Below are 22,227 nucleotides of genomic sequence, written 5' to 3'. Positions count from 1 at the left end.
TTTTTCTGAGCTTTCAAGTTAGCTGTAGAATCAGGTTCTGCCAAAACGTAACCTAAAAAATAATTCGAAAAGCAGCCCCTTGGACTTTCAGGCTATCCCTTGAATTTTCGTCCTGCCAGACTCCATTTTCCCATTTCTGAAGTTTTCCTTTATGAAGCAAAGGACCAAAAAATAAATTTTGATCGGCAAGTACTTCCAAGTCTACTTCAGGAAAGTAAATCTGAGAAGCAGCAGACTGGAACCCAATCAAAGGTTCGGGAAGTACGGCCCATTGATTCTGTATCCGATTAGGTTTGATGATAAAATCCAAGCTTTCATCCTTGACTTGATAGTTCCAGGATCGGAGTTTTTGATTTTCCCAAAAGTCCACAAACCAAGCAGAATCCGTAGCATAAAAAACAGCCTGTCGCGACGGTCGATGGAGTTCCTTCCAAAAATTAATTCCTCCCCAAGCAACTATTAAAATCAGAGCTAAGCGAATGATGACCTTCTTAGAAAATGAATCCCAGGCAGCCCAAAGCAATAGGAAAGCCCATATTAGCAGCATACTGTAAATCGAGATACTCAAAAAATCGATCGCAGTCCATGGCAAGAGCTTGAACCCATCGAGTATCCAAATCTCAAGCTCCAGCAAAAGCCCCAATACAAAGCCTAAAATCTTTCCCAAGGCAGGAATCCAACCTAAAATCATCAAGGGAATACCCAGCTGCATAATCACAAATGTCAAGGGAATCACGAGCATATTCGCCAATAAAAACCAGGTAGGAAAGGTGTGAAAATAAAACACAGATAGAGGAAAAGTGGCTAATTGAGCAGCGATACTCACAGCTGCAAGCTGCCATAAATATTCCAAAACAAGATTAGACGGAATCCAAAGTCTAGCGATCAAAGGCTGAATTAATACTATCCCGGCCACTGCCGTATAGGACAGCTGAAAGCCAACCTCGAAAATCACATCTGGATTAAACACTATCATCAAGATCGCTGAAAAAGCCAAAATATTGAATATGGAGGGCTTGCGCTCCCGAAGCTGTCCTAGGGTCAGCAAAGAAAACATCACTGAGGCACGAATGACCGACGGAGCCATTCCCGTCAACATAGCATAGGCCCATATAATCAGCAATACACCAATCAAATAGCCTTTTTTGGCTCTTTTGCTCAATCGCAGAGGCTTGATCAATAAAAGCAATACCCCCACTAAAATCCCCACATGCAGTCCTGAAACTGCCAAAACATGCATCACACCGGCTTCCGAATAGGCCTTTTTTGTATCTCTATCCAGCTGCTGTTTCTGCCCCAAAAGTAGAGCAAGCGCTATCTGCTGTGCTCTTTCTCCAGGAATAGTTTCTCGAAGCATGGTCGACATCTTTTGACGCCAATGTGCCATCCAAAATCTTAAACTATTACCTGAAGAAGAATCTATTCGCCTAAAGCCATTCCCTATAAATTGACGGTACCTTATATCCTTTTTGGCTAGGTATCCTCTGTAATCAAACTCATAAGGATTGATGGCTGCAGGGATTTCCTCAGGAGGATTCTGGATCCAAATCAGCTCTCCAGGCTCTAGCATGGTGTTAGATTGATGGTAAATAAGCACCTTTCCAGAAGCTGAAAGCCATTGACTGTCTGATTTGACAAATTTGATCTCGAGCAAATTTTCAAAAGAATTGGGCTTGATCAAATCATAGTTCTGCACCTCAGCGATATACTCTTTCTCTACAGGGGATTTAGACCAGTCAGGGCTAGACTGCAAGTGAAGGAGACTACAGAAAAATCCCAAAACCAACATTTGCAGGTAACCCAAACCCGAAAGCAGGGTAGGAGACTTGGATTTCAATGCCAAAAATCCATAAGAAAACATCAAAGCTAGCAGCAGGATAAGGGGCCATTGCCAGGGAATGATCCATCCAGTCTTTGAAAGAAAGACCCCAAGGAGTAAAAAGGGCAAATAGCGCAAAAAAGGAAAATCAGAAAACCGCATAATCAGAAAAAGACTAAACCTTAATTTACAAAATCTTAGACAAAAAAATAGCCCCGAAGCGGGGCTAAAAACTATTTAATCCAGAATCGGCTTTAAAAACGATAGCCTAAAGAAAAGCCTGCGTTGAGTTCTACTCGGGTAAATCGAGCCGTCACTTCATCACTGAAATTTCTGGCGATGCTCAAATGAGGGCCAAAGGCAAAGTTTTGAGACAACTCCCATTTATATCCACCTCCAATACCTATCATAAAGGCATTCATATTAGTAGTAATGATCGCTCCGTCAGATGGCTCCTCAAAATCCCCAAATCGGAGTTTTGCTAAAGGAAAAAGGTAAAAACGTCCATTGGGATTATTTCCAAAATAGAAATTCATGGCCGCTTGCACTGAATTGGTTTTGTAGTTCTTTCCGCTCCCCTGAGAATTGTACCCAAATCGATCATTGATATGAACCTGAAAGTCCAATGAATGATCTTCTGAAAGATATTTTTCATAACCCGCTTCTATTGAACCTAAAGCGATCAGGTTTAAGAAATTAAGCTTTACTTCATTACTGAAATCTCCACGATAGGTAGTCACAGTGCTTCCACTACTCGAAATCACCTGTTGGGCTTGAATCCACCCAAAACTTAAAATCAGGGCAAAAGTAAAAATGATCTTTTTCATAATCAGTTAGTTTATTTCAACGAATAATTTTTTAAAACTTATATACGCTCCATCTTGTAATGCAAGATATTGCACTCTTCAAAAATATCTCCAATTTTTTGAAATCCGAATTTAGAATAAAGCGGTACAGCTTGAAGTTGGGCATGCAGGTATTGCTTTTTTCCCTGAGCTTCAGGGTGCACCATGATATCCCTCAGGACAGCGGTGACAAGCGCCTGACCTACGCCTTTCCTTCTTGCTTCTTTTATAACTGCAAAACGCTCAAGTTTGATTCCATTTTCTGTAAATCTCCATCGTGCAGTACCCACAGGCTTCCCATTTATAGAGGCAAGAAAGTGATTCGACCCATCCTCAAATTGATCGTATTCTGCCTCTGGGTCTACGTTTTGCTCAAAGACAAAAACTTCCTCCCGAATCTTCAGGGCCAAATCAAGACCGGTCTTCCCGGTCACCTTTTCTACTAGAAGGCTCATGTTTTACTTGGGCTTTTTCTGCTTGATTTTTTTCGTAAGCTTCGATGATAGCTTTGACCAGTTTATGGCGAATGACATCCTTGCCACTTAGGTTGACGATGCCTATTCCTTTCACGTCTTTGAGAATTCTCAGTGCTTCAGAAAGCCCCGATCTTTGTCTCACAGGTAGGTCCACCTGAGTCTGATCTCCCGTGATGATCACTTTCGAATTGGGCCCCATACGGGTAAGAAACATTTTGATTTGCTCTGAAGTGGTATTTTGCGCCTCATCTAGCAAAACGAAAGCATCATGAAGCGTTCGTCCTCTCATGTAGGCCAAAGGAGCAATCTCAATCACTCGGGTTTCTTGATAATATTTGAGTTTTTCGGGCGGCACCATATCTTGAAGCGCATCGTAGATAGGCCGGAGATAGGGATCAAGTTTTTCTTGTAAATCCCCCGGTAAAAAACCCAAGTTCTCACCCGCTTCCACTGCAGGTCGAGTGATGATAATTCGCTTTACTTCTCTGTTTTTCAATGCCCGAACAGCCAAGGCAACAGCAATGTAGGTTTTGCCTGTTCCCGCAGGTCCAAGCGCAAAGACCAAGTCATTTTTGGCCGCTGCCTCTACGAGTTTGCGTTGATTGGGAGACTTAGGCTTGATGACTAGTCCTTTGTTTCCAAACACAATGACCTGATCCCGATTGGCTTCTTGAAAAGGAACCCCTTCCACATCAAGATAATCCTTGACATTATCTGGAGTCAGATGACCAAATCGATCCACGTGCTCGAGGAGCAAATTAATCAAATTATTAATCCTTAAAATTTCAGGAGCTCCCCCCTGAATACGAATCTCATTTCCTCGGGAAATGATTTTGCTTTGCGGAAATGCCTGCGCGACTTGTCGGATATTTTCATTGGCCGTACCAAGAAACTCCGTCAAGGGCACATTTTCCAGTGTGATTACTTTTTCTACCAAACTTTTTCTTTAATTAAATATGCTTGAAAGCGTACGGATAAAATTTCTATTTTTGTCCCTAGCCCCTACAAACAAAAGTACATAATTTTAATTGACTTGCTTCTATGGCATTGGTTACATTCCTCTCAGATTTTGGGGAAAAAGATTACTACGTACCTGCAGTGAAAGCCAAAATGTTGGCTATAAATCCGCAGTTGAATATCATCGATATCTCTCATCAAATTGAATCTTTCGATTTGGCGCATGCCGCCTTTATCCTGAGGTCTACCTTCAGAGACTTCCCCAAAGGCACGGTACACCTTGTTGCCATCAATACAACTGGATCCATGACTCAAGGTTATATCGGGGTAAAGCTAGAAGAGCATATTTTTATAGGCCCCAACAATGGAATCCTCAGTTTGCTCGCTGATCAGGAGCCCGGCATCATGGTGCAGTTTGCCGATATTCACCTCAAGGACACCTCATTTCCCACCAAGGATATTCTGGCCCCTATAGCCGCAAAAGTGGCCTCGGGTGCTGCCATACATGATTTTGGAGGTCCTTTGACCAACTTTAGAAAACTGATGCCTCGAAACCCAAAGGCCACTCGAGAGCAAATCATCGGTCATGTGGTACGCGTAGATTGTTATGGTAATCTGATTACCAATATCACCAAAGAATTATTTGAAAAACTAAATCCGGGGAAATTCAGCATTGAATTTGGAAGGGAGACCCTAGACAAACTCCATCAAAATTGCGATCAGGTGGAGCCGGGAGATTGTTTTGCCTTTTTCAACAGCCTAAATCTACTTGAGATAGGCATCAATCACGGTGAAGGGGGGAAATTGCTTGGGCTAAAATTTGATTCAGTCATCTACATCAACTTTACCGCCTAAGTGATGCTGATCAGAATCGTGAGAATGACATTTGTGGAAGAGCGTGTCCCTGATTTTCTGGAAAATTTCGAAGCAAATAAAGCCCACATCCGAAATTTCCCGGGCTGTCGGCATTTGGAACTTTGGCAAGATGAAAATCATAAAAATATTTTCATGACTTATTCGTATTGGGAGAGCGAAGAAGCACTGAATCAATACCGTGATTCTGAGCTTTTTAAAACGGTCTGGGCATTTACAAAGAGTCTTTTTGCTGAAAAACCACAAGCCTTCAGTTCAAAAAAAATACAGGAAGTGAATCCTTGAGTTTGTAGGAAAAAAAATTTGTACTCATATTTGCATCCCGTTCGGCAAGGAATGGGAAAGTTTAAGTTCAAAAACTTGTTAGAAATGCCCAGGTGGCGGAATTGGTAGACGCGTTGGTCTCAAACACCAATGAGGTTACACTCGTGCCGGTTCGACTCCGGCCCTGGGTACAAAGGCTCACAGAAATGTGGGCCTTTTTTTGTGCCCATTGCCGTAGGAGAAGTCTATCCCGATGAAGCGTAGCGGATATCGGGAACTCCGGCCCTACCTTCGGTAGACAGGTCTGTGTACATTATAAAGCTCATTCTCAAAAAGAAGGGCCTTTTTTTGTTTTTACTTATTTTTAAAAATGATTGAATACTTTGTCTACGCTATCAAAAGCCTTGAAAAGAATTATATCTATGTAGGTATGACTGATAATCCAAATAGGCGTTTGCAGCAACATAACTCTGGAAAAGGCAAAGCTACTAAGCCTTTTGCTCCATTTCGGATGATTTATTTAGAAATAATTAGAACTAGAGAACAAGCTAGAAAAAGGAAGACATACCTAAAAAGTGGTGTTGAAAAAGAATTCTTGAAAAAGATTAAATAACACCTAGGGTAGAATTGACAGACGCGTTGGTCTCAAACACCAATGAGGATACACTCGTGCCGGCCTGCATGCCGAAGGCATATTCGACTCCGGCCCTACCTTCGGTAGACAGGCCTGGGTGCAAAGGCTCACAGAAATGTGGGCCTTTTTTTGTGCCCATTGCCGGAGGAGAAGTCTATCCCGATGAAGCGTAGCGAATGGATGAAAACCAAACCTTAGACAGGTATAGGAATATAAATACTCGCTGAAAGGACGGTTTTTTGCCAAAAAATGGCTGAAGAAAATTTTTCCTCCTCCAATCTTTCCGATCACCTATTTTAAAGCTAAAAACCATGCAATTTGAAAGTTAAACTTTCAAATTGCATGGTTTTTGGTTATTTTTTATGTAATTTGAAAGTCATTCCAATATCAATATGATCCGCCGAACACTTGAAAATAAGCTGATACAATCTCTGAAGTCAATACCAGTCGTCGTCATCTTAGGTCCACGACAAGTAGGAAAAACTACCTTAGCGCTCGAATTTGCCAGACCTCTTTTGGAAAAGCCAGTCCACTACTTAGACCTTGAGCTAGATTCAGACCTAGCCAAACTCGATGATCCGGAAAGCTACCTTCAAAGGTTCAACAATCAATTGTTGGTAATCGATGAGGTTCAGCGAAAGGCTGATTTATTCCGAATTATCCGAAGTTTGGTTGATATCCGAAAAAGAAATGGAGAAAAGGCTGGACACTTTCTTTTATTAGGGTCTGCATCAAAAGATCTACTTCAACAATCTTCAGAAACCTTAGCTGGAAGGATTCGCTACTTAGAACTCCCCCCCTTTACTTTTCAAGAGCTTTACCAAGATGACCATTGGGGTTTCAATCCAGAGAAATTGTGGTTTCGAGGAGGTTTCCCTGATAGCTACTTGGCAGAATCCGATCAGGAAAGCTGGAATTGGAGACATGACTTTATCACCACCTATGTGGAAAAAGACATCCCCTTGTTTGGTCCACAAGTATCAGCCACTCGAATGAAGCGATTTTGGACCATGCTGGCGCATTTTCATAGTCAGCAAGCTAATCTTAGCGATATTGGAAAAAGCTTAGAGGTCAGTCATACTACTGCCAGGACTTATCTTGATATCCTTCAGGATTTCTTCATGATTAGGCAGTTGCAGCCTTGGGCCGGTAATACAAAAAAAAGACTCGTCAAATCCCCCAAAATTTATATCCGAGATTCTGGTTTACTACATAATCTACTGCGTATTCACAATTTTGAGCAATTATTTGGTCACCCTATACTAGGGGCGAGCTGGGAAGGCTTTGTGGCGGAAAACATCCTCAACTCGATTTCTAATCAATGGACAGCTAGTTTCTACCGATCCAGCAACCAAACTGAAATCGATTTGATTTTAGAAAAAGGACATCGAGAAGTTTGGGCAATTGAGATTAAAAGATCAATCGCTCCATCAATTTCCTCTGGCTTTCACAAAGCCTGTGAAGATATAGCAGCTACCCGAAAATTTGTCATTTACTCAGGGACAGAAAGGTTTCAAATCAAAGGAATGACAGAGGTGATTGGGCTCAAGGATTTTTTGGCATTGCTTGAAAATGAAAACAACTGATGGTTTTTAAGAAAACACTAGAGTTCCTTCAACTATTCAATGCATGGGCAATACTCCTTAAGTTCACAGCCTTCAGGGTTGCCCGTGCAAAAATCAAAATGTTGGAAGCCATATTTCCCTACTAACACCGACCGATCTAAGATCCCCAACATTAATTCATACGCTCTCTCCGGCGGAAAATTCTTGGGCAAATCTATTTCCAAATTCCAGGATCTCATCATTTGTTGGAATTCAATGTTTACTTTTTGAAGCTCTTTTAGATCATAATAATCCGAGGGGGGAAACATCTCTTTTTTCAACCCACAATAACTTGAAAAATTAGGTTCCGCTTCTAGGTTTAAATACCGGTCCACTTCTGCAAAATGCTCATCTAATTCATCCTCCTCACTTATTACACTTGATTCTGCTTTTTCGAAGTAATCGGCTGGACGATGCGCATTTCTGATGTCATCTAATAAATGTTGTACGTATTTTTTCATTGTGGATAATTTAAGAAGCTCTGTCATCAGAAAAAATCACACTTTCTCCTACCCCACAAAATATTCCTCCAACTCCCGCATCATCTCGGCTTTTTCGCGGAGATCTCGGATGATTTTTCCTTTTTCCAGCAAGACAATCCGGTCGCAGATTTCTGTCACATGATTCAAGTCATGGGAGGAAATCAAAAAGGTGATTTGAGAGCTTTCTTTTTCCCGTAGGATTAATTTTTTCAGACGCACCTGCGAGCTAGGGTCTAAGTTTTCGAAAGGCTCGTCCAGAAATACCACCTCAGGATTTCCCATCAGGGCTGCGGCTATGCCTACTTTCTTTAGGTTCCCTTTTGAGAGGTCACGGATATATTTTTTCTTTCCCACGATCTCATCATTAAACAATTCAGTAAATCGGTCAAGATGTGCCTGCAAATCCGCCTCCGAAAGCCCATAAATTTTGCGAAGCGTCTCAAAATACTCATCTGCTGTCAAATAGCTTAGTAGCATGTGCTCGTCGAGATAAGCTCCGGTGGTCTTCTTCCATTCTTCTGATTTGCTGACATCAGTACCACTGATCTCGACATTGCCGGAAGTAGCCCGAACCAAATCTAACATAATGCGAAAAAGTGTCGTTTTTCCAGCCCCGTTGTTTCCCACCAAACCAAAACATTCTGATTTGGGGATTTCCAAACTCTCCACATCCAACACGACGGTTTCCTTGTATTGCTTTTTTAAATTTTTTACACTGATCATAGCTCCTGTCTAAAAGATGATGAAATTTCGTATTGATTTTTATATACTCGTTCGATATTGATTTTACTGAGCGGTTTGTAAGCCACTATCCCGATAAGGCCTACCACTGACAAGGCAATCAGTCCCGCATAATCACTGATCAAAAGGGAAAATGGCAAATAAATCAGATAAGGCAAAACCATCATCGGGATGACCATCAGCCACTGGGCAGCACCCACTCCTTCATAATTAAACATCGCTCCCTTATCCAAATCCATGGGTTTCGGTTTCCAGAGTGCCAAATAAATAATCACATGAATCAGAAATCCTACATTGAAAAGAAAGGTAGCTAAGTGAACCATCAAAATCTGCCAACCAAAATAAACATAGGGCACGGAAGCCAAGAAGCAAATCACAGAAACTGAAATGAAGAGGAGGTATTTCCCTCTAATCAAAGCTTCCACTCCCCCTTTTTTATTCAGGAAAAAATCAAAACTCGATGAATTCCAACTCAAAAAAAGCTGTCCATACTGAATCATGAAAATCCCGGTAATAAAGACTCCCACAAATATAAAAATCGTAGAAATCCCTGTCTCTGAAGCATAAGCAGGATTGGTGTAAAAGATCAGACCATAAAGCAAAAAGAAAGCGGATAGCATCAAATACGTCCGGCTTTTCTTATGTCGGACGATCAGTTTCCATTCTAAATTTGCCATTTCTCCTGCCAGTCCAAACCGTGCAAAAAAGCCAATCGTCTGACCTGAAGTACGGACTTCCTCCTGCCCTCCAGCCAAATCTTCCAAATAGGCATTTTGCACATGATATTGATAACACAACCAATAGCTCACCCCTAAAAGCACCACCAAGCCAATCAATGGCAGCGGACTTTGAATGGAATAATCAAAAACAGGCTTCATGATCTCCCCAAGATTAAACCAACCCAAATAATTGGATCCCGCTCCTAGCAGCAATACCGCAATCACTACAAGTAGCCCGATAGTACTGTCCTCAAACCGCTGCTTAAACCAAAGCATAAACCAATGCAGAATCCAGCTGCTAAGCACAATCGCTCCTAGCCAGCCCCACATGGCTATTCCGCCAAATTCAGATAAAATCACCTGAACAGCAAAAGGAGTAAATAACAGCAATGCGATCAGGTTAATCGGAGAAATAAAGCTCCTCAGCAATAAGACGTGAATGATACGACGCTTTCCAATCGGCAAATGGAGTAGGCTCTCCAAGTCGACCACAGGCAGGCTCTGAAGAAAATATCGATACATAAACTCCGTGAGGAAGAAAAAAATCAAATAGCCATTTAGGATCTCAAGGGGATCCACCTCACCGGATAATGCTTTGATGATTTCCTGGAGAAAGAGCCCCGCAATCACCACGTAGCTCAACAAGAGAAGGATAATGAAGCCCAAGAAAATATTCGTTAGAATACTTTTTGCCCTGGAGGTGGACCGAAAACTTTTAAGAATTTGCAGCCGGATTAATTCAAAAAACATAGCGCTTTAGTTGATAGAACAAGTTTTTATTTGCGTGAAAATAAGGATAAAGCTTACATTTGACTTTAGCCTATCCAAAAAAAAATCGGATAAATGCAGGAACTGAGACAGGAATTAGGATTTTTTGATGTAGTCGAGCAGCGAAGGTCGGTGAGGATCTTTGATCAGGAGGAGCCTTTTGACCATGATTTGGTAGAAAAATGCCTTCGGTCCGCTATCCTCTCCCCTAACAGCTCCAACCTTCAGCTGTATCAATTGATCCGGATTCCCGAGTCTTCCCCGCTCAAAGATCCCCTCGCACAGCTTTGCATGCGACAGAAGGCAGCGACTACTGCTCGGGAACTCGTCGTGGTCATTACCCGCAGGGACCTCTGGAAATCACGAGCCGAGGCCAACTATCAATACCTTTCCTCAAGCACTCAAAACCAAACCGAGAAAAAAGTCCGTCAGGCCAAAAATTATTACAAAAACCTCATCCCAAAGCTTTATTCTAAGTTTCCCGGCTGGTCTTGGATCAAAAAACTCATTGCCTGGTGGGTGGGACTTCGGAGGCCTATGGTCCGTGAGGTCGGCGAAACGGAGGTTCGGATTTCGGTACATAAAAGTGCATCCCTAGCAGCGATGACATTTATGCTGGGGATGAAAGCTGTAGGTTACGATACCTGCCCCATGGAAGGTTTCGATTCTATAAGGGTCAAAAAACTGCTCGACCTACCCCAAGGGGCAGAAATTGCGATGATTATCGGCTGTGGAAAGGGGCTCCCAGAAGGAATCTATGGGGAGCGTTTTCGGGTAAATTCTTCCGAATTGATCATTCAAAAGTAATCTAACAAAAGAAACTTATGGAAATCCTCCGTCTATCCAAAGGCTATTTGCAGTAATGATGGCTTTTTGTAATTTGTTGACAACATTTACCTCAAACCCAAAAACCTATGAACCAATTTAATCGAAGAGACTTTTTAAAGGGCTCCTCAGCGATGATGACCTTGGCGAGCTTTGGCTTGCTTGGCATGAATTTCAAAGACCAAGAAGGTCCCATTCGCGTAGCGCTAATAGGAGCCGGATGGTATGGAAAATCGGATCTATTTCGTCTGATCCAAGTAGCAGATGTAGAAGTAGTCGGACTGGCTGACCCAGATAAAAATATGCTGGAAGCTGCCGGCCAACTGGTCTCTGAGCGACAAAAATCAGGAAAAGTCCCTGCACTCTATGAAAATTATCAGGACCTCCTAGCCGAAGAAAAGCCGGAATTTGTCTTAATCGGTTCCCCGGATCACTGGCATGCTTTGCAGGCGATAGATGCGCTAAAGGCTGGTGCTCATGTCTACCTGCAAAAGCCCATTTCTGTAGATGTAGTCGAAGGAGAAGCGATTTTGGCAGCAGCCAGAAAATACGATCGTGTGGTACAAATAGGAACCCAGCGCAAGTCAACTCCGCACTTGATCACAGCCAAAAAGGAAATCATTGACACCGGACTTTTGGGTAAAATCTCCCATGCAGAACTCTGCTGCTATTTTCACATGCGCGCCAATGGTACTCCTCCTGTGGAGCCCGTTCCAGACTTCTTCAATTACGAACTATGGACAGGGCCTGCCCCTCTAAGACCTTATGACGGATTGCCCCATACTCGCTGGTGGCGGACATTTATGGAATATGGTAACGGCATCACAGGGGATATGTGTGTGCACATGCTCGATACCGTGCGATGGATGCTCAAATTAGGATGGCCTACACAAGTCACAGCTACAGGTGGGATTTTTGTGCAGAAGGAAGGCAAATCCAATATCGCAGATACACAGACTGCGATTTTCGAATTTCCCGAACTCAATGTCGTCTGGCAGCACAGAACTTGGGGAAATCCTACCGATCCCGAATACCCATGGGCATTTAAAATCTATGGAGAAAATGGAATGCTCGCGGGCAGCACCATGCAAGCCGATTTTTTTCCTTATGAGGAAAGCGCAGAGCCCAAGCATTACGATGTGGTCTATGAGCGAGAAGAATATCCGGAAGACCTCACAGAAGATCGAATTGAGCTGAATGCCGCTCCGGCCACTAGACTTCACATGAAGGATTGGCTAAAAGCAGTCGATAAAAACTCCCGACCGATTGCAGATATTGAAGAAGGTCATATTTCGACAGCATCTTGCATTTTAGCCAATATCTCTATGGAACTCGGAGGAAGACCACTCAAATATGATCCCAAGACCATGACAGTAATTGGAGACTTGGAAGCCACCGCCAAACTGAGAAGGCCCTATAGAGCTCCTTATCAGCATCCGGAGCCTGATCAAGTATAATTAAAGAAAAACAGGGCTGTCCAAGTTGAAAAATGGACAGCTCTTTTTTATTCAGCAGGTACTTGGTTAATTACCCCTTTGGTAAGCTGAACAGGATTACCCTGAGCATCTACTCCCGATAGGGAAAATGTCCCGCTCACCGTAGGTCCAATAGCTGTGATTTTAAGCGTTCCACTTGAGGCGCTAGCACCACCCGTTCCACTTGCTCGGAAATACTGAAAACTAGCATCTCCGGCGGCCCAGTTTTGATCAACAAAGGGATAATCCCCCGTACTGCTACCATAAAAGTCTATCTCAATGTTTTCGTAGGCGGTCCCCGAGCCATTTTCATAATAGATGCGTGTACGCTGTCCATTGATATCGTACCAAACTGCATCTACCTCCACTTCGGAGCCATTTAGCTCAAAACAAACTTTACCCACAGGGCATCCGTCGGCAGAAGGATTCTGATCATCCTCCTCTTGGCAGGAAAAAAACAACAATGAGAGCATCCCTACAACTAGTAGATAATTAAGCTTTTCCATTTCTTTTTTCTTCAAAAATGGCTTGAAAACAAGAGCTTTTCTATGCGACAAATGCCCTAAAATCAAGACAACATTTCCTAAATATTAACAGAATTCTGCTTGAGACCGATAGAATTAAAACAAGCTTAACGCCTTAATCCCTGTCACAGAAAGGCTTTTGCCTAATTTTGAATCGTACAGCAAAACTTTTTAACTCCTTGCATTACATTTTTAGCCCCGACTTTTGTCGGGGCCATTTTGCAAGAAAATATCACTTGTGTTTTTCTTGGCTTCTCGTACCTTAGTTGGGAAATTTTACTGCTATGCACCAAGTCAATTCTGAGCCCAAAAGCCTTCACTTTGATCGAAAAAATTTATCAGATGCCACCTTGCTTCGACTCTATGAGTCGCTCCTTCTCCCTCGTCGGATAGAAGAGAAAATGCTCATCCTCCTTCGACAGGGCCGCATCTCCAAGTGGTTTAGCGGATGGGGGCAAGAAGCCATATCCATCGGCGCAGTAGAAGCCTTGGAAGCAGATGAATTTATCCTGCCCATGCATAGAAATTTGGGGATTTTCACCGGAAGAAATATCCCTCTGGAAAAACTTTTTGCTCAGTTTCAAGGGAAAAAGTCAGGCTTTACCAAAGGTCGCGACCGCTCCTTTCACTTCGGGTCCATAGCACATCATATCGTGGGGATGATTTCTCACCTCGGCCCTCAGCTCGCTATTGCTGATGGTATTGCTTTAGCCCATAAGCTTGCCCAAGAAGAAAAAGTGAGCTTGGTCTTTTCGGGTGATGGTGCTAGTTCTGAAGGGGATTTTCATGAGGGACTCAATGTGGCCGCAGTGTGGAAGCTTCCGGTGATTTTTGTTATCGAGCACAATGGCTACGGACTTTCTACGCCAAGTGAGGAGCAGTTTGCCTTCAAAAACTTCACGGAAAAAGGCCCGGGATACGGAATGGAAACCCTGCGAATCCAAGGAAACAATGTCCTGGAAGTCTATCAGGCCATTTTAGAATTGGCAGCAGATATTCGAAAAAACCCGAGACCTGTCCTTGTAGAAGCCATCACTTTCAGAATGCGGGGTCATGAAGAGGCTTCAGGAACTAAGTACGTACCTAAGCAACTCATGGAAGATTGGGCGAAGCTTGACCCTGTGGATAACTACGAAGTTTACCTGGAGTCGATTGGTCTTTTGGACGAAAAAACCAAATCTCAGATCAATACTAAAATTAAAAAAGCAATCAATGAGGGATTGGAAAAAGCCTTTGCCGAAGAGTCCATTTCTCCAGATACTGAGGAAGAATTAAGGGATGTTTATTTTCCTTTTGAGCAAGAAATCGTATCACCAAAATCAGAAAAATCCACAGAAAAGCGCATGGTCGATGCCATCAGTGATGGCCTGAGGCAATCCATGGAAAAATTCCCAAACCTCGTGCTGATGGGACAGGACATCGGCGAATATGGAGGCGTTTTTAAAGTGACTGACGGGTTCAAAAAGACCTTTGGTGGAGATCGGGTAAGGAACACCCCCCTTTGCGAAAGCGCCATCATCGGTGCTGGGCTGGGACTGTCTATCAAAGGTTACAAAGCCATGGTGGAAATGCAATTTGCAGACTTTGTCTCGGTAGGCTTCAATCAAATTGTCAACAATCTGGCGAAAATCCATTATCGATGGGGGCAAAAGGCCGATGTGGTGGTGCGTATGCCCACCGGTGCGGGAATGGCTGCTGGTCCCTTTCACTCTCAATCCAATGAAGCCTGGTTTTTCCACACCCCTGGGCTGAAAATAGTCTATCCTTCTAACCCTTACGATGCCAAAGGCCTATTAAATGCAGCTTTGGAAGATCCGAATCCTTACCTCTATTTTGAACATAAAGGGCTCTACCGATCTATCAGCTCCGAGATTCCTGATGAGTACTATACCCTAGAGATTGGAAAAGCCAAGTTAGTAGAGGAAGGAGAACAGGTGTCCATTATTACTTATGGGATGGGGGTTCATTGGGCTAAAAAGGCTGTGAAAGAATTGGGGATTTCAGCCGATATTTTGGATTTGCGGACACTCTTACCTTGGGACAAAGAAGCCGTCCGGGCAACCGTCAAGAAAACCGGAAGAGTGATTTTTCTTCAAGAGGACTGCTTGACAGGTGGAATCGGAGCAGAAATCTGCGCTTGGATTTCCGAGCATTGCTTCGAATACCTAGATGCGCCCGTGATGCGGGAGGGTAGCTTGGATACGCCGGTGCCTTTTGCGCCGAATTTGGAGAAGCAGTTTTTGCCTGAAAACAGATTTAAAATTAAACTACAAAACCTAATCGAATATTAAACTCTTATTTTTATGAAAAAAATTACATTTGGGCTATCTATTTTACTGCTTTGCCTTGTAGGTAAAATGAACGCTCAAAGTTTTGTAGGAGGTAAAATCAGTGAATACTCTGGGATTTTTGGTGTGATAGAAAATCCTGCTTTAGCAAGGGATAATGCCTATAATCTGGACATCAATTTGTTTTCAGTCAGCGGCTTTACAGGAAACGATTATGTTGGGGTCAATTTAAATGATATAAGTCAAATACGAGACGGGTTTAATTTTGATACCGATGCCTCCCGAAATCCAAATCCGCAAAACAAGTTTTTTGGAAATGTAGATATCTTGGGCCCATCCGCCCTTTTTCAATTAAACCCAAAGAGTGGTTTAGCCATCACTACCAGATTTAGAACTTTTTTCAACCTCTACAACCTTGATGGAGAGGTTTATGACCTCGCATCCTCGGTCGATATTAACTCGGACTTTGGCGTCAGAATGGAGGAGCTTTCCGGAACAGGTCATGCTTGGGGAGAAATTGGACTTAGCTACGCTAGAAGCCTGATCAATTCCGATAAATTAGAGTTGACTGGAGGTGTGACGGTGAAATACTTACTTGGTGCAGGTGGTGTCTTTGGTTACAGTCAAAGCCTACAGGCTAATTATGCTTCTTTCAATAAGTCTTTGGCAACAACAGGTTCATTGGATTATGCCTACACCGAAGGCTTTGCGAATGAATCTTTCAACCTATCATCCTCAGGCATAGGTGCTGACCTGGGTATTTCTTTCAAAATTCCTACTCCAAGTAATTCCCCTCTCCCTTATAAAATGAGAGGCGGGGTTTCCATAACAGACCTAGGAAAAGTCTCTTATGACAACAGCTCATATTTCAATTATGACTTGAATGCGACTTTAAACTCAGAGGAGTTTCAGAATAAAAGCCTAGATGAAGTTTTGGCAGACAACTATCCGGGAACAGAGGGGCTAAGAACCTTAGATTTCCAGTTACCGACAGCACTCAGGGCGTTTGTAGATGTCCCTGTGACTTCAGGGCTTTTTGTCAGCCTTCAAACCGCCGTGAGTTTACGGGAATCTGGTGAAAATCCAAGCTCGAATTTAATCAATACCTTCACCGTCAATCCCCGTTACGAAAAAAGGTGGTTCGCCATCTATTCCCCGCTCAGTTTTAGACAATACCAAGACGGTGTGGCCTGGGGACTGGGATTCAGAGCCGGCCCTTTACTCTTTGGTTCAGGATCGATTTTGACTAACCTTTTATCAGACGAATCTTACTCCACCGACGTCTATTTAGGCCTGAGAGTACCTATCTTCAAAAAGTAATTCGATATATCCTGAACTTTAGGTCTACCTAGAAAAACCAAAGTGTTTCGTTTTCGTAGCATGTTTAAAAGCAGAGAAATGAAAAAAATATTTTTTGTTTTAGGTTTAATTTTAGTGTCCACCTCGGCCTCTTGCCAATTCTTCCTAGCAGGTGGCCACTTCAACGGATCTGTTCCGGTAGGACAACTCAAGCAGGAAACAGGCTCCCTATTTTTCCCTACACTCTCAGGGATTCTACTCTATGAATTTCGAACTGCCCCTCTTCAAGTAGGTTTAGAATTAGGATATGGGATTTACGGTTCTAAGCTCGAAAAAAGAACGGATCTCTATCCGGGCTTTACCGATGAGCTCCGACTCAGAAGAAACAACAACTTGGGTACCGGTATGGTAGTGATCCGCTATTTGCCTGCGGTAAATACTAAGTTGACTCCATTTATAGAAGCACAAATGGGAGCTAACTTCCTCTACACCCGATATAAAATACGGGAAACCATTCTCTCCGAGGAAGCCATAGAAACTGGAATGGATTACAGTGATTGGACCATAGGCTATCGTATTGGAGCGGGACTTCAAATACCTCTAGGACTCAATGACAATTTGAGATTAGAATTCAGGGGTACTTTCCAAGACGGAAACAGTGCCCGATTCCTTCAAAAAGGAGATGTGAGTTACCTGCCGGACGAGGGTATTTTTGATTACAATTTCCGACGAAGTCCGCTTCAGTACATGACTTTTTCGGTCGGGATCATCGGCTATGATGTTTTTCGTTAGGTCACTCCATCCAACCTTTTAAAAAAACTTCATACTCCTCACCAAAACTCGGGTTCAACATACTGATTACTTTTCCATCTTGGACATTGAGTACTATTCCGCTCATATTCCCCTCCAAGTTTCTCTTCCGAAAAGAATCCTCCGGATCAAAGACCACAGGAAAAGAAAATTCTTTTTCTTTCATCCATTCTATCAGTTTCGACTCGCTTTTACCTCCATAGTAAAAAGTAATGTCAATTTGGGGAAATTTCTCAGAAACCTCCTTCCAATCCAAATTAAAGGTAGCCAGATCCCAAGTCAAATTACGGCTATAAACGATCACTTGAAACTCTCCATCCTCAGCCAAATAAGGTGCACTTGCAGCCGAATCTAAAGACAACCATTTACAGTCCAAGCAATGCTGAATGACTTTACCTGTATTCCCCTGTTTTTCCTTTTTATTGACCCAAAAAATCAATCCGGCAATTAAAATCAGCAAGGCGATCAAGGCACTATTTCTCCAGCCTGCCATATAAAATCACCGGGTTAGAATCTTCTTCCAAAACTTTTAACTGCTCACGGACTTCCTCGGTCACGTTCAGTTGATCTAGTCGCTGAATCAGCGCAGGGGCATAAGCCACAAATAAAACACGATCTCCTTCTAAGGCAAAAGGGGAGTAATACTCTGGGAAGTGTTCTTGGGTAATTTCTATTTTTCGGCTTTCTCGATTTATCCGATCAAGGATTAAAAGCTCCTTTTTATAATCCCGCTCACGCTGCAAAACCAAATCAGCGATAAAATATTTCTCATTTTCATAAAATGAATAGACATCCGCAAACCCGTTTTTATTCAGCCGCTCAAAAAGCTCAAAAGGGTCTTCTATCTCCCAGATTTCATCAGGGATAGAATAACTCCCAAAATCAACTCTGTAGGCCAACTTTAAAGTATCTGCTAGCACCTCGTAAATCTCCGGAAATAGCGGCTCTCGAAACAAAAGCCTACCTTCTCCTCTAAAAAATGACTTTTCAGTAAAAGGAATCAAGGCATCACTGAAGTCATTAAACAGTCTTTTTTCAAGAATTTTACCGTCCGGATCGACACGCTGAAGCCGATAATCCCCCACTGCTTTGTTTAGCCCTGAATACAACCAAAAGCTTCCATCCTCATTGGGATAAAAAGAAAAGGCAGAAGCCTCTGTTTCTATGGTCTTGATGAGGGTATGATCAGGAATGGAAAAGAAATTCAAATCGATATGATCTCCCTTCCCTGTATTCAAAATCAAGGTATCTCCTTTGACCCAAAACTCCTCGAAGCGCAAAACCTGCCCTGGGGCTTCTCCTACATCCACGATTCGTCCGAGATGCTCCCCCTCGAGAGAAAAGTGATGTATCGCCTTTGGCCCGTTGTAATTGGAGACAAAAAATCCATGTTTTGAAAATACTGTCCTCAATTCACTTCCCAGCAATTCTAGACTATCCGAACCCAGCAAAATCGCCTGATCGATCAGCAGTTTGTTTTTTTGAATGGGTATTTCATCCAAAACAATTAATTCAGCTTCCTCAGCATCGTTCTTCTCGGAAGTGCAGGCAAAAAACCCAAGAACTAAAAGCAAAGAATTAAAATACCTCATCATTTTTTTGAATTCATATTTACCGATAAAAAGGGAGGGGGATTACTCCACCTTTTTCCTTTTCCAAAACTTCCAGCTTCTACTCCCGCGCACCTTCTTTTCCTTGACTTCGACTTCAGTAGCTACAGCTACTTTTTCTTTCTTCCATAGAAAAACAGGTAAAGCCCAAAATACCCCGACCATACTAAAAATCAAACCTCCGATAGTACCGATAGCTAAAGAGAACCAGAAAATTTCATTTTGACCTTCCATGATGAAAGGGATCAAACCAAAACAGGTAGACAGAATAGTTAGCAATATTGGAATAGCTTTACCGGCTACTGATTTCAGTACATTTCTATTATAGGCTCCTGTACTGCGATTGTTCAAGTCGTTGACTATAAAAATCCCGGCATTCACTGCCAATCCGCCCAGCATGACAAAGGCGGCATAGCCTCCCTGATCGAAGTAGAAATCAAACAGGGAAAAGATCAGAAACAGCCCAATGAAACTAATCGGAATGATGGCAATGATGTAAACAGGCTGCTTGAGATTCTCAAAGAGTACCGCACAAATCATAAAAATCCCTAAGATCAAAAATGCCAAAAGGGAGTATTGCCGTTTGGCTTTTTCATAGCTGAAAGACCGGGATTGCTTATCCGCTGTATAGCCTATCGGCATGATTTGCTTCATTTCATCCAGGACCTCATTCAGGTATTCATTTCCGAATTTGGCCGAACCCATGTACTCGAAAGCCACTGCTCGAATATATTGTCGGTCCTCTTTATTCAGGGCATTGGTAGTCGTCTCTTTGGTCAAGGTGCCAAAGTCAGAGATTTTAAATATCCGCTCTGATCCTCCAACTAGACCTTTCTGTTCGAGATCAAACTTGCTAAAATCATTAGAACGCGCCTCTCGAATGACCATGCCGTAGTTTTTCTCTTCCAATGTGAGCGAGCCTGTCGCTCCTTGAGGCTTGCTGAGGTCCAGCATGGTATTGATCAGCTGAAACTGATTGGTCTGACCCAGTGCAATTTGATTTTGATCCAAGCGTAGGACGTACTCCTCTGTTTTTTGCTCATTCCAGTTCAGTCGCTCATTGGTATTGACCTCCTGTATTCGCTTATGCTTCAAAAGCTTCTCTGCCAAAATCTCCGACTGACGCTCCAATTCGTCAAAATTGTAACCCTTCATCGTCACCCTGAAAGAGGGTATTCCTTCTCCTCCTGCCCCGGTATAAAATCCCTGCCCCACACCGTAAATATTCCATTGAGCACCACTCCAGTCAGTGGATTTTACAGAAAGCTTTCCTTTGAGCTGATAGGGCAAAGCCGAGTTTTCATAAGCTTCTTTAAAAGTAATCTCTATCTGAGCCCGCTGTCCGGAAATCACATTAGTCACAAACTTATCAATCCCCTCCACATCCTTTAGGTAGGACTCAAATTCCCGCATGATAAAATCCATCTGATCCAGCGTATTGCCAAAAGGTAAACGGGCAGAAACATAAAGCCTCGTTTTTGCTGCCTCTCTATACGAACTTTTCTCAAATACACCCCTCACAAACATCCGCAAGGACCCGCCAAGCGCCTTGTCTAAATAGGGCCGAACTTCCTCTTGATAGAAGGTATTGCCTACGGTTTTATTGTACCATTCCTGCCCTTCCCACTTCGCCGGTAGGTAGAAAATCGGAATGCCAAAAAGCAAAATAATCAGGGTAACAAAGACTTTGCGATAGCGAGCGGTCCAAGCTACTGCGCCTTCATAGCGACGCAGAGAATTGGCTCTTTTTCTTAATTGTGGAATGCTGAGTTTACGCCCCTTTTTGGCAGATTCTTTGAATAAAACCTCATAAAATGCCGGGGTAAAAAACAAGGCAATAATCAAAGAAATACCCAACATCACAGAGACCACGATAGAAAATTCCGTTAGGTTCTTTTGATCCTCCTCAGGGAGAAAGAAAACAATCATCAAGGCTGCAATAGTCGTCATTGAAGCTGCTAAGAGTGCTAAAAACACCCTACGATTCCGATGCTTGTGCAGGTGGTCAATCATGATGATGGCATTGTCCACGATCAGCCCAAAACTAATGGTCAAGCCTGCCAAGGAATACAAGTGAATGTCTACCTTGAGGAAATAAAGCACGATGGCACAGAGGCTGAGATTGATCAAAATCCCAAGAAAAAGTACCGAAAGGTATTTCAAATTACGATTGATCAAAAAGATAAATACGATCAAAATCAAAATAGAAAGTCCTGATCGCTTGTAGATTTTATTCAGTTCTTTATCGAGGAATTCGGTATCATCCCGTTCCATCCGCACTTCAAAACCGGCCGGAAGCAAAACTTTGGTCCCTTCTACAGCAGCCTTTAGATTTTGCGCCAAGAGGACCTTATTCACTCCATCTCGATTGTAAATACTCAGCGTAACCGAATTATTACCATTGATGCGGTAGTAGCTGGAAGGCTCGGCTTCTTCCAAGGTCAATTTGGCCACGTCCCGTAGCAGGACATCCTGACCTCGGATTTGGGCGACGCGGAGGTTTTCGAGCTGATCCATATCCCGAAGGGATCGATCCACCTGCACAAAAATTGTTTTTCCTTCATTATTCAACACCGAACCCGGAAAATTCCGACCAAAAGCCTCATTGATCCGATTATTGAGTAGGGAGCGAGTCAGCCCGTAGGCTTGAAGTTTTTGGATGTCAAAGGTGATGTAAAGCTGTAAATCAGTAGCTCCGCGTACCGACACTTCCTCTACCTCAGCATAGCGAGTCAAGGCAGGCTTGATGATGTCCTCGGCGATTTTTTTGATCTCAAAAGCTGCAAAAGGACCATTGACCGAATAGGTCAAAATCGGTGTCTTGACATCTGTCCTCGCCTGATCGCTTTGGGATACCGTAGGATAGGAAAGTCTGGAGTCCAACTGAGGGTAAATCTGCCTTATGAGCGACAAAACCTCAAATCGCTTCAGTTCCATATCGGATTTTTTATCGAAGCGAAGGGTAACCTGCCCCCTGTCATAATTGGAGATGGAAGTGATTTTTTTCAGCTCTGAGATTTGAGAAAAAGCACCTTCCAAGGGGGAAGTGGCTAGTTTTTCGATAATCTCTGGAGAGCTCCTAGGGATTCCATACCCTACTGTCAGGACGGGCTCTTTTTCCCTTGGATTGAGATCTACCGATAACAAAGGGATAGCTGCAATCCCCAAAATGGCCAATACTACAAATGCAACTAATACCCGAAATGGTGTCATC

At 42.9% G+C, this 22,227-nt stretch carries 20 protein-coding genes and 1 tRNA gene; 10 read left to right on the top strand and 11 right to left on the bottom strand.

Annotation, left to right across the window (positions count from 1 at the left end; translation table 11 throughout):
• Positions 1 to 52: 52 nt before the first annotated feature.
• From BLQ57_RS16600 to BLQ57_RS16585, 4 genes are all read right to left on the bottom strand, one after another.
• Complete coding sequence (locus BLQ57_RS16600; protein ID WP_087940681.1) at positions 53 to 1,981, bottom strand: ComEC/Rec2 family competence protein; 1,929 nt, start codon at positions 1,979 to 1,981, stop codon at positions 53 to 55.
• A gap of 92 nt (positions 1,982 to 2,073) precedes the next feature.
• Entirely contained in the window at positions 2,074 to 2,646 is a 573-nt protein-coding gene (locus BLQ57_RS16595; RefSeq protein ID WP_087940680.1) for a DUF3575 domain-containing protein, read from the bottom strand.
• 38 nt (positions 2,647 to 2,684) lie between these two features.
• On the bottom strand, positions 2,685 to 3,119 hold the full coding sequence (locus BLQ57_RS16590; protein ID WP_087940679.1) for a GNAT family N-acetyltransferase: 435 nt from the start codon (positions 3,117 to 3,119) through the stop codon (positions 2,685 to 2,687).
• The gene (locus BLQ57_RS16585; protein WP_087940678.1) at positions 3,076 to 4,077 is read right to left on the bottom strand and encodes a PhoH family protein; all 1,002 of its coding nucleotides are present in this window, start codon (positions 4,075 to 4,077) and stop codon (positions 3,076 to 3,078) included. The genes BLQ57_RS16590 and BLQ57_RS16585 overlap by 44 nt, the downstream gene beginning before the upstream one ends.
• A gap of 104 nt (positions 4,078 to 4,181) precedes the next feature.
• Between BLQ57_RS16585 and BLQ57_RS16580 the strand changes: the two genes are divergently transcribed.
• From BLQ57_RS16580 to BLQ57_RS16560, 5 genes are all read left to right on the top strand, one after another.
• Positions 4,182 to 4,952 (top strand): SAM hydrolase/SAM-dependent halogenase family protein, encoded by a 771-nt coding sequence (locus BLQ57_RS16580; protein WP_087940677.1) that lies wholly within the window; start codon positions 4,182 to 4,184, stop codon positions 4,950 to 4,952.
• 3 nt (positions 4,953 to 4,955) lie between these two features.
• Positions 4,956 to 5,255: a putative quinol monooxygenase gene (locus BLQ57_RS16575; RefSeq protein ID WP_087940676.1), complete on the top strand. Its 300-nt coding sequence runs from the start codon at positions 4,956 to 4,958 to the stop codon at positions 5,253 to 5,255.
• An 86-nt stretch (positions 5,256 to 5,341) separates the two neighbouring features.
• Positions 5,342 to 5,425: transfer RNA gene (locus BLQ57_RS16570), tRNA-Leu, on the top strand.
• A 179-nt stretch (positions 5,426 to 5,604) separates the two neighbouring features.
• Complete coding sequence (locus tag BLQ57_RS16565; protein WP_087940675.1) at positions 5,605 to 5,847, top strand: GIY-YIG nuclease family protein; 243 nt, start codon at positions 5,605 to 5,607, stop codon at positions 5,845 to 5,847.
• Between the two features lie 413 nt (positions 5,848 to 6,260).
• Entirely contained in the window at positions 6,261 to 7,454 is a 1,194-nt protein-coding gene (locus BLQ57_RS16560) for an ATP-binding protein (protein ID WP_087940674.1), read from the top strand.
• 32 nt (positions 7,455 to 7,486) lie between these two features.
• Here the strand turns inward: BLQ57_RS16560 and BLQ57_RS16555 are convergent, their stop codons facing one another.
• The 3 genes from BLQ57_RS16555 to BLQ57_RS16545 are packed head-to-tail and all read right to left on the bottom strand — an operon-like array spanning position 7,487 to position 10,164.
• A complete protein-coding gene (locus BLQ57_RS16555; RefSeq protein WP_139162774.1) occupies positions 7,487 to 7,933 on the bottom strand; it encodes a hypothetical protein in 447 nt (148 codons plus the stop codon).
• A 48-nt stretch (positions 7,934 to 7,981) separates the two neighbouring features.
• Positions 7,982 to 8,677: an ABC transporter ATP-binding protein gene (locus BLQ57_RS16550; protein ID WP_087940672.1), complete on the bottom strand. Its 696-nt coding sequence runs from the start codon at positions 8,675 to 8,677 to the stop codon at positions 7,982 to 7,984.
• Complete coding sequence (locus BLQ57_RS16545) at positions 8,674 to 10,164, bottom strand: DUF5687 family protein (protein ID WP_087940671.1); 1,491 nt, start codon at positions 10,162 to 10,164, stop codon at positions 8,674 to 8,676. Before BLQ57_RS16545 ends, BLQ57_RS16550 begins: the two co-directional genes overlap by 4 nt.
• A gap of 93 nt (positions 10,165 to 10,257) precedes the next feature.
• Here BLQ57_RS16545 and BLQ57_RS16540 point away from each other — a divergent pair, with 93 nt between their 5' ends.
• Positions 10,258 to 10,989, top strand: coding sequence for a nitroreductase family protein (locus tag BLQ57_RS16540; RefSeq protein ID WP_087940670.1), 732 nt, complete (start codon positions 10,258 to 10,260; stop codon positions 10,987 to 10,989).
• Between the two features lie 107 nt (positions 10,990 to 11,096).
• Complete coding sequence (locus BLQ57_RS16535) at positions 11,097 to 12,464, top strand: Gfo/Idh/MocA family protein (RefSeq protein ID WP_087940669.1); 1,368 nt, start codon at positions 11,097 to 11,099, stop codon at positions 12,462 to 12,464.
• 47 nt (positions 12,465 to 12,511) lie between these two features.
• On the opposite strand, the gene BLQ57_RS16530 is transcribed toward BLQ57_RS16535, so the two are convergent.
• Positions 12,512 to 12,988, bottom strand: coding sequence for a DUF6252 domain-containing protein (locus BLQ57_RS16530; RefSeq protein ID WP_139162773.1), 477 nt, complete (start codon positions 12,986 to 12,988; stop codon positions 12,512 to 12,514).
• A 302-nt stretch (positions 12,989 to 13,290) separates the two neighbouring features.
• On the opposite strand from BLQ57_RS16530, the gene BLQ57_RS16525 reads away from it, so the two are divergent.
• From BLQ57_RS16525 to BLQ57_RS16515, 3 genes are all read left to right on the top strand, one after another.
• On the top strand, positions 13,291 to 15,297 hold the full coding sequence (locus tag BLQ57_RS16525; protein ID WP_087940667.1) for an alpha-ketoacid dehydrogenase subunit alpha/beta: 2,007 nt from the start codon (positions 13,291 to 13,293) through the stop codon (positions 15,295 to 15,297).
• Between the two features lie 12 nt (positions 15,298 to 15,309).
• Entirely contained in the window at positions 15,310 to 16,614 is a 1,305-nt protein-coding gene (locus BLQ57_RS16520) for a DUF5723 family protein (protein WP_139162772.1), read from the top strand.
• 78 nt (positions 16,615 to 16,692) lie between these two features.
• Positions 16,693 to 17,385 (top strand): hypothetical protein, encoded by a 693-nt coding sequence (locus BLQ57_RS16515; RefSeq protein ID WP_139162771.1) that lies wholly within the window; start codon positions 16,693 to 16,695, stop codon positions 17,383 to 17,385.
• A 1-nt stretch (position 17,386) separates the two neighbouring features.
• Here the strand turns inward: BLQ57_RS16515 and BLQ57_RS16510 are convergent, their stop codons facing one another.
• The 3 genes from BLQ57_RS16510 to BLQ57_RS16500 are packed head-to-tail and all read right to left on the bottom strand — an operon-like array spanning position 17,387 to position 22,226.
• The gene (locus BLQ57_RS16510; protein ID WP_087940664.1) at positions 17,387 to 17,896 is read right to left on the bottom strand and encodes a hypothetical protein; all 510 of its coding nucleotides are present in this window, start codon (positions 17,894 to 17,896) and stop codon (positions 17,387 to 17,389) included.
• Positions 17,877 to 18,998: a 6-bladed beta-propeller gene (locus tag BLQ57_RS16505; protein ID WP_087940663.1), complete on the bottom strand. Its 1,122-nt coding sequence runs from the start codon at positions 18,996 to 18,998 to the stop codon at positions 17,877 to 17,879. The genes BLQ57_RS16510 and BLQ57_RS16505 overlap by 20 nt, the downstream gene beginning before the upstream one ends.
• Before the next feature lie 39 nt (positions 18,999 to 19,037).
• The gene (locus BLQ57_RS16500) at positions 19,038 to 22,226 is read right to left on the bottom strand and encodes an efflux RND transporter permease subunit (protein ID WP_087940662.1); all 3,189 of its coding nucleotides are present in this window, start codon (positions 22,224 to 22,226) and stop codon (positions 19,038 to 19,040) included.
• Position 22,227 lies beyond the last annotated feature (1 nt).

It is taken from the genome of Algoriphagus faecimaris (assembly GCF_900101705.1).
GTDB lineage: Bacteria > Bacteroidota > Bacteroidia > Cytophagales > Cyclobacteriaceae > Algoriphagus > Algoriphagus faecimaris.
The sequence above is the reverse complement of the archived record's forward strand: the minus strand, read 5'-3'. Positions and strand labels throughout refer to the sequence as shown.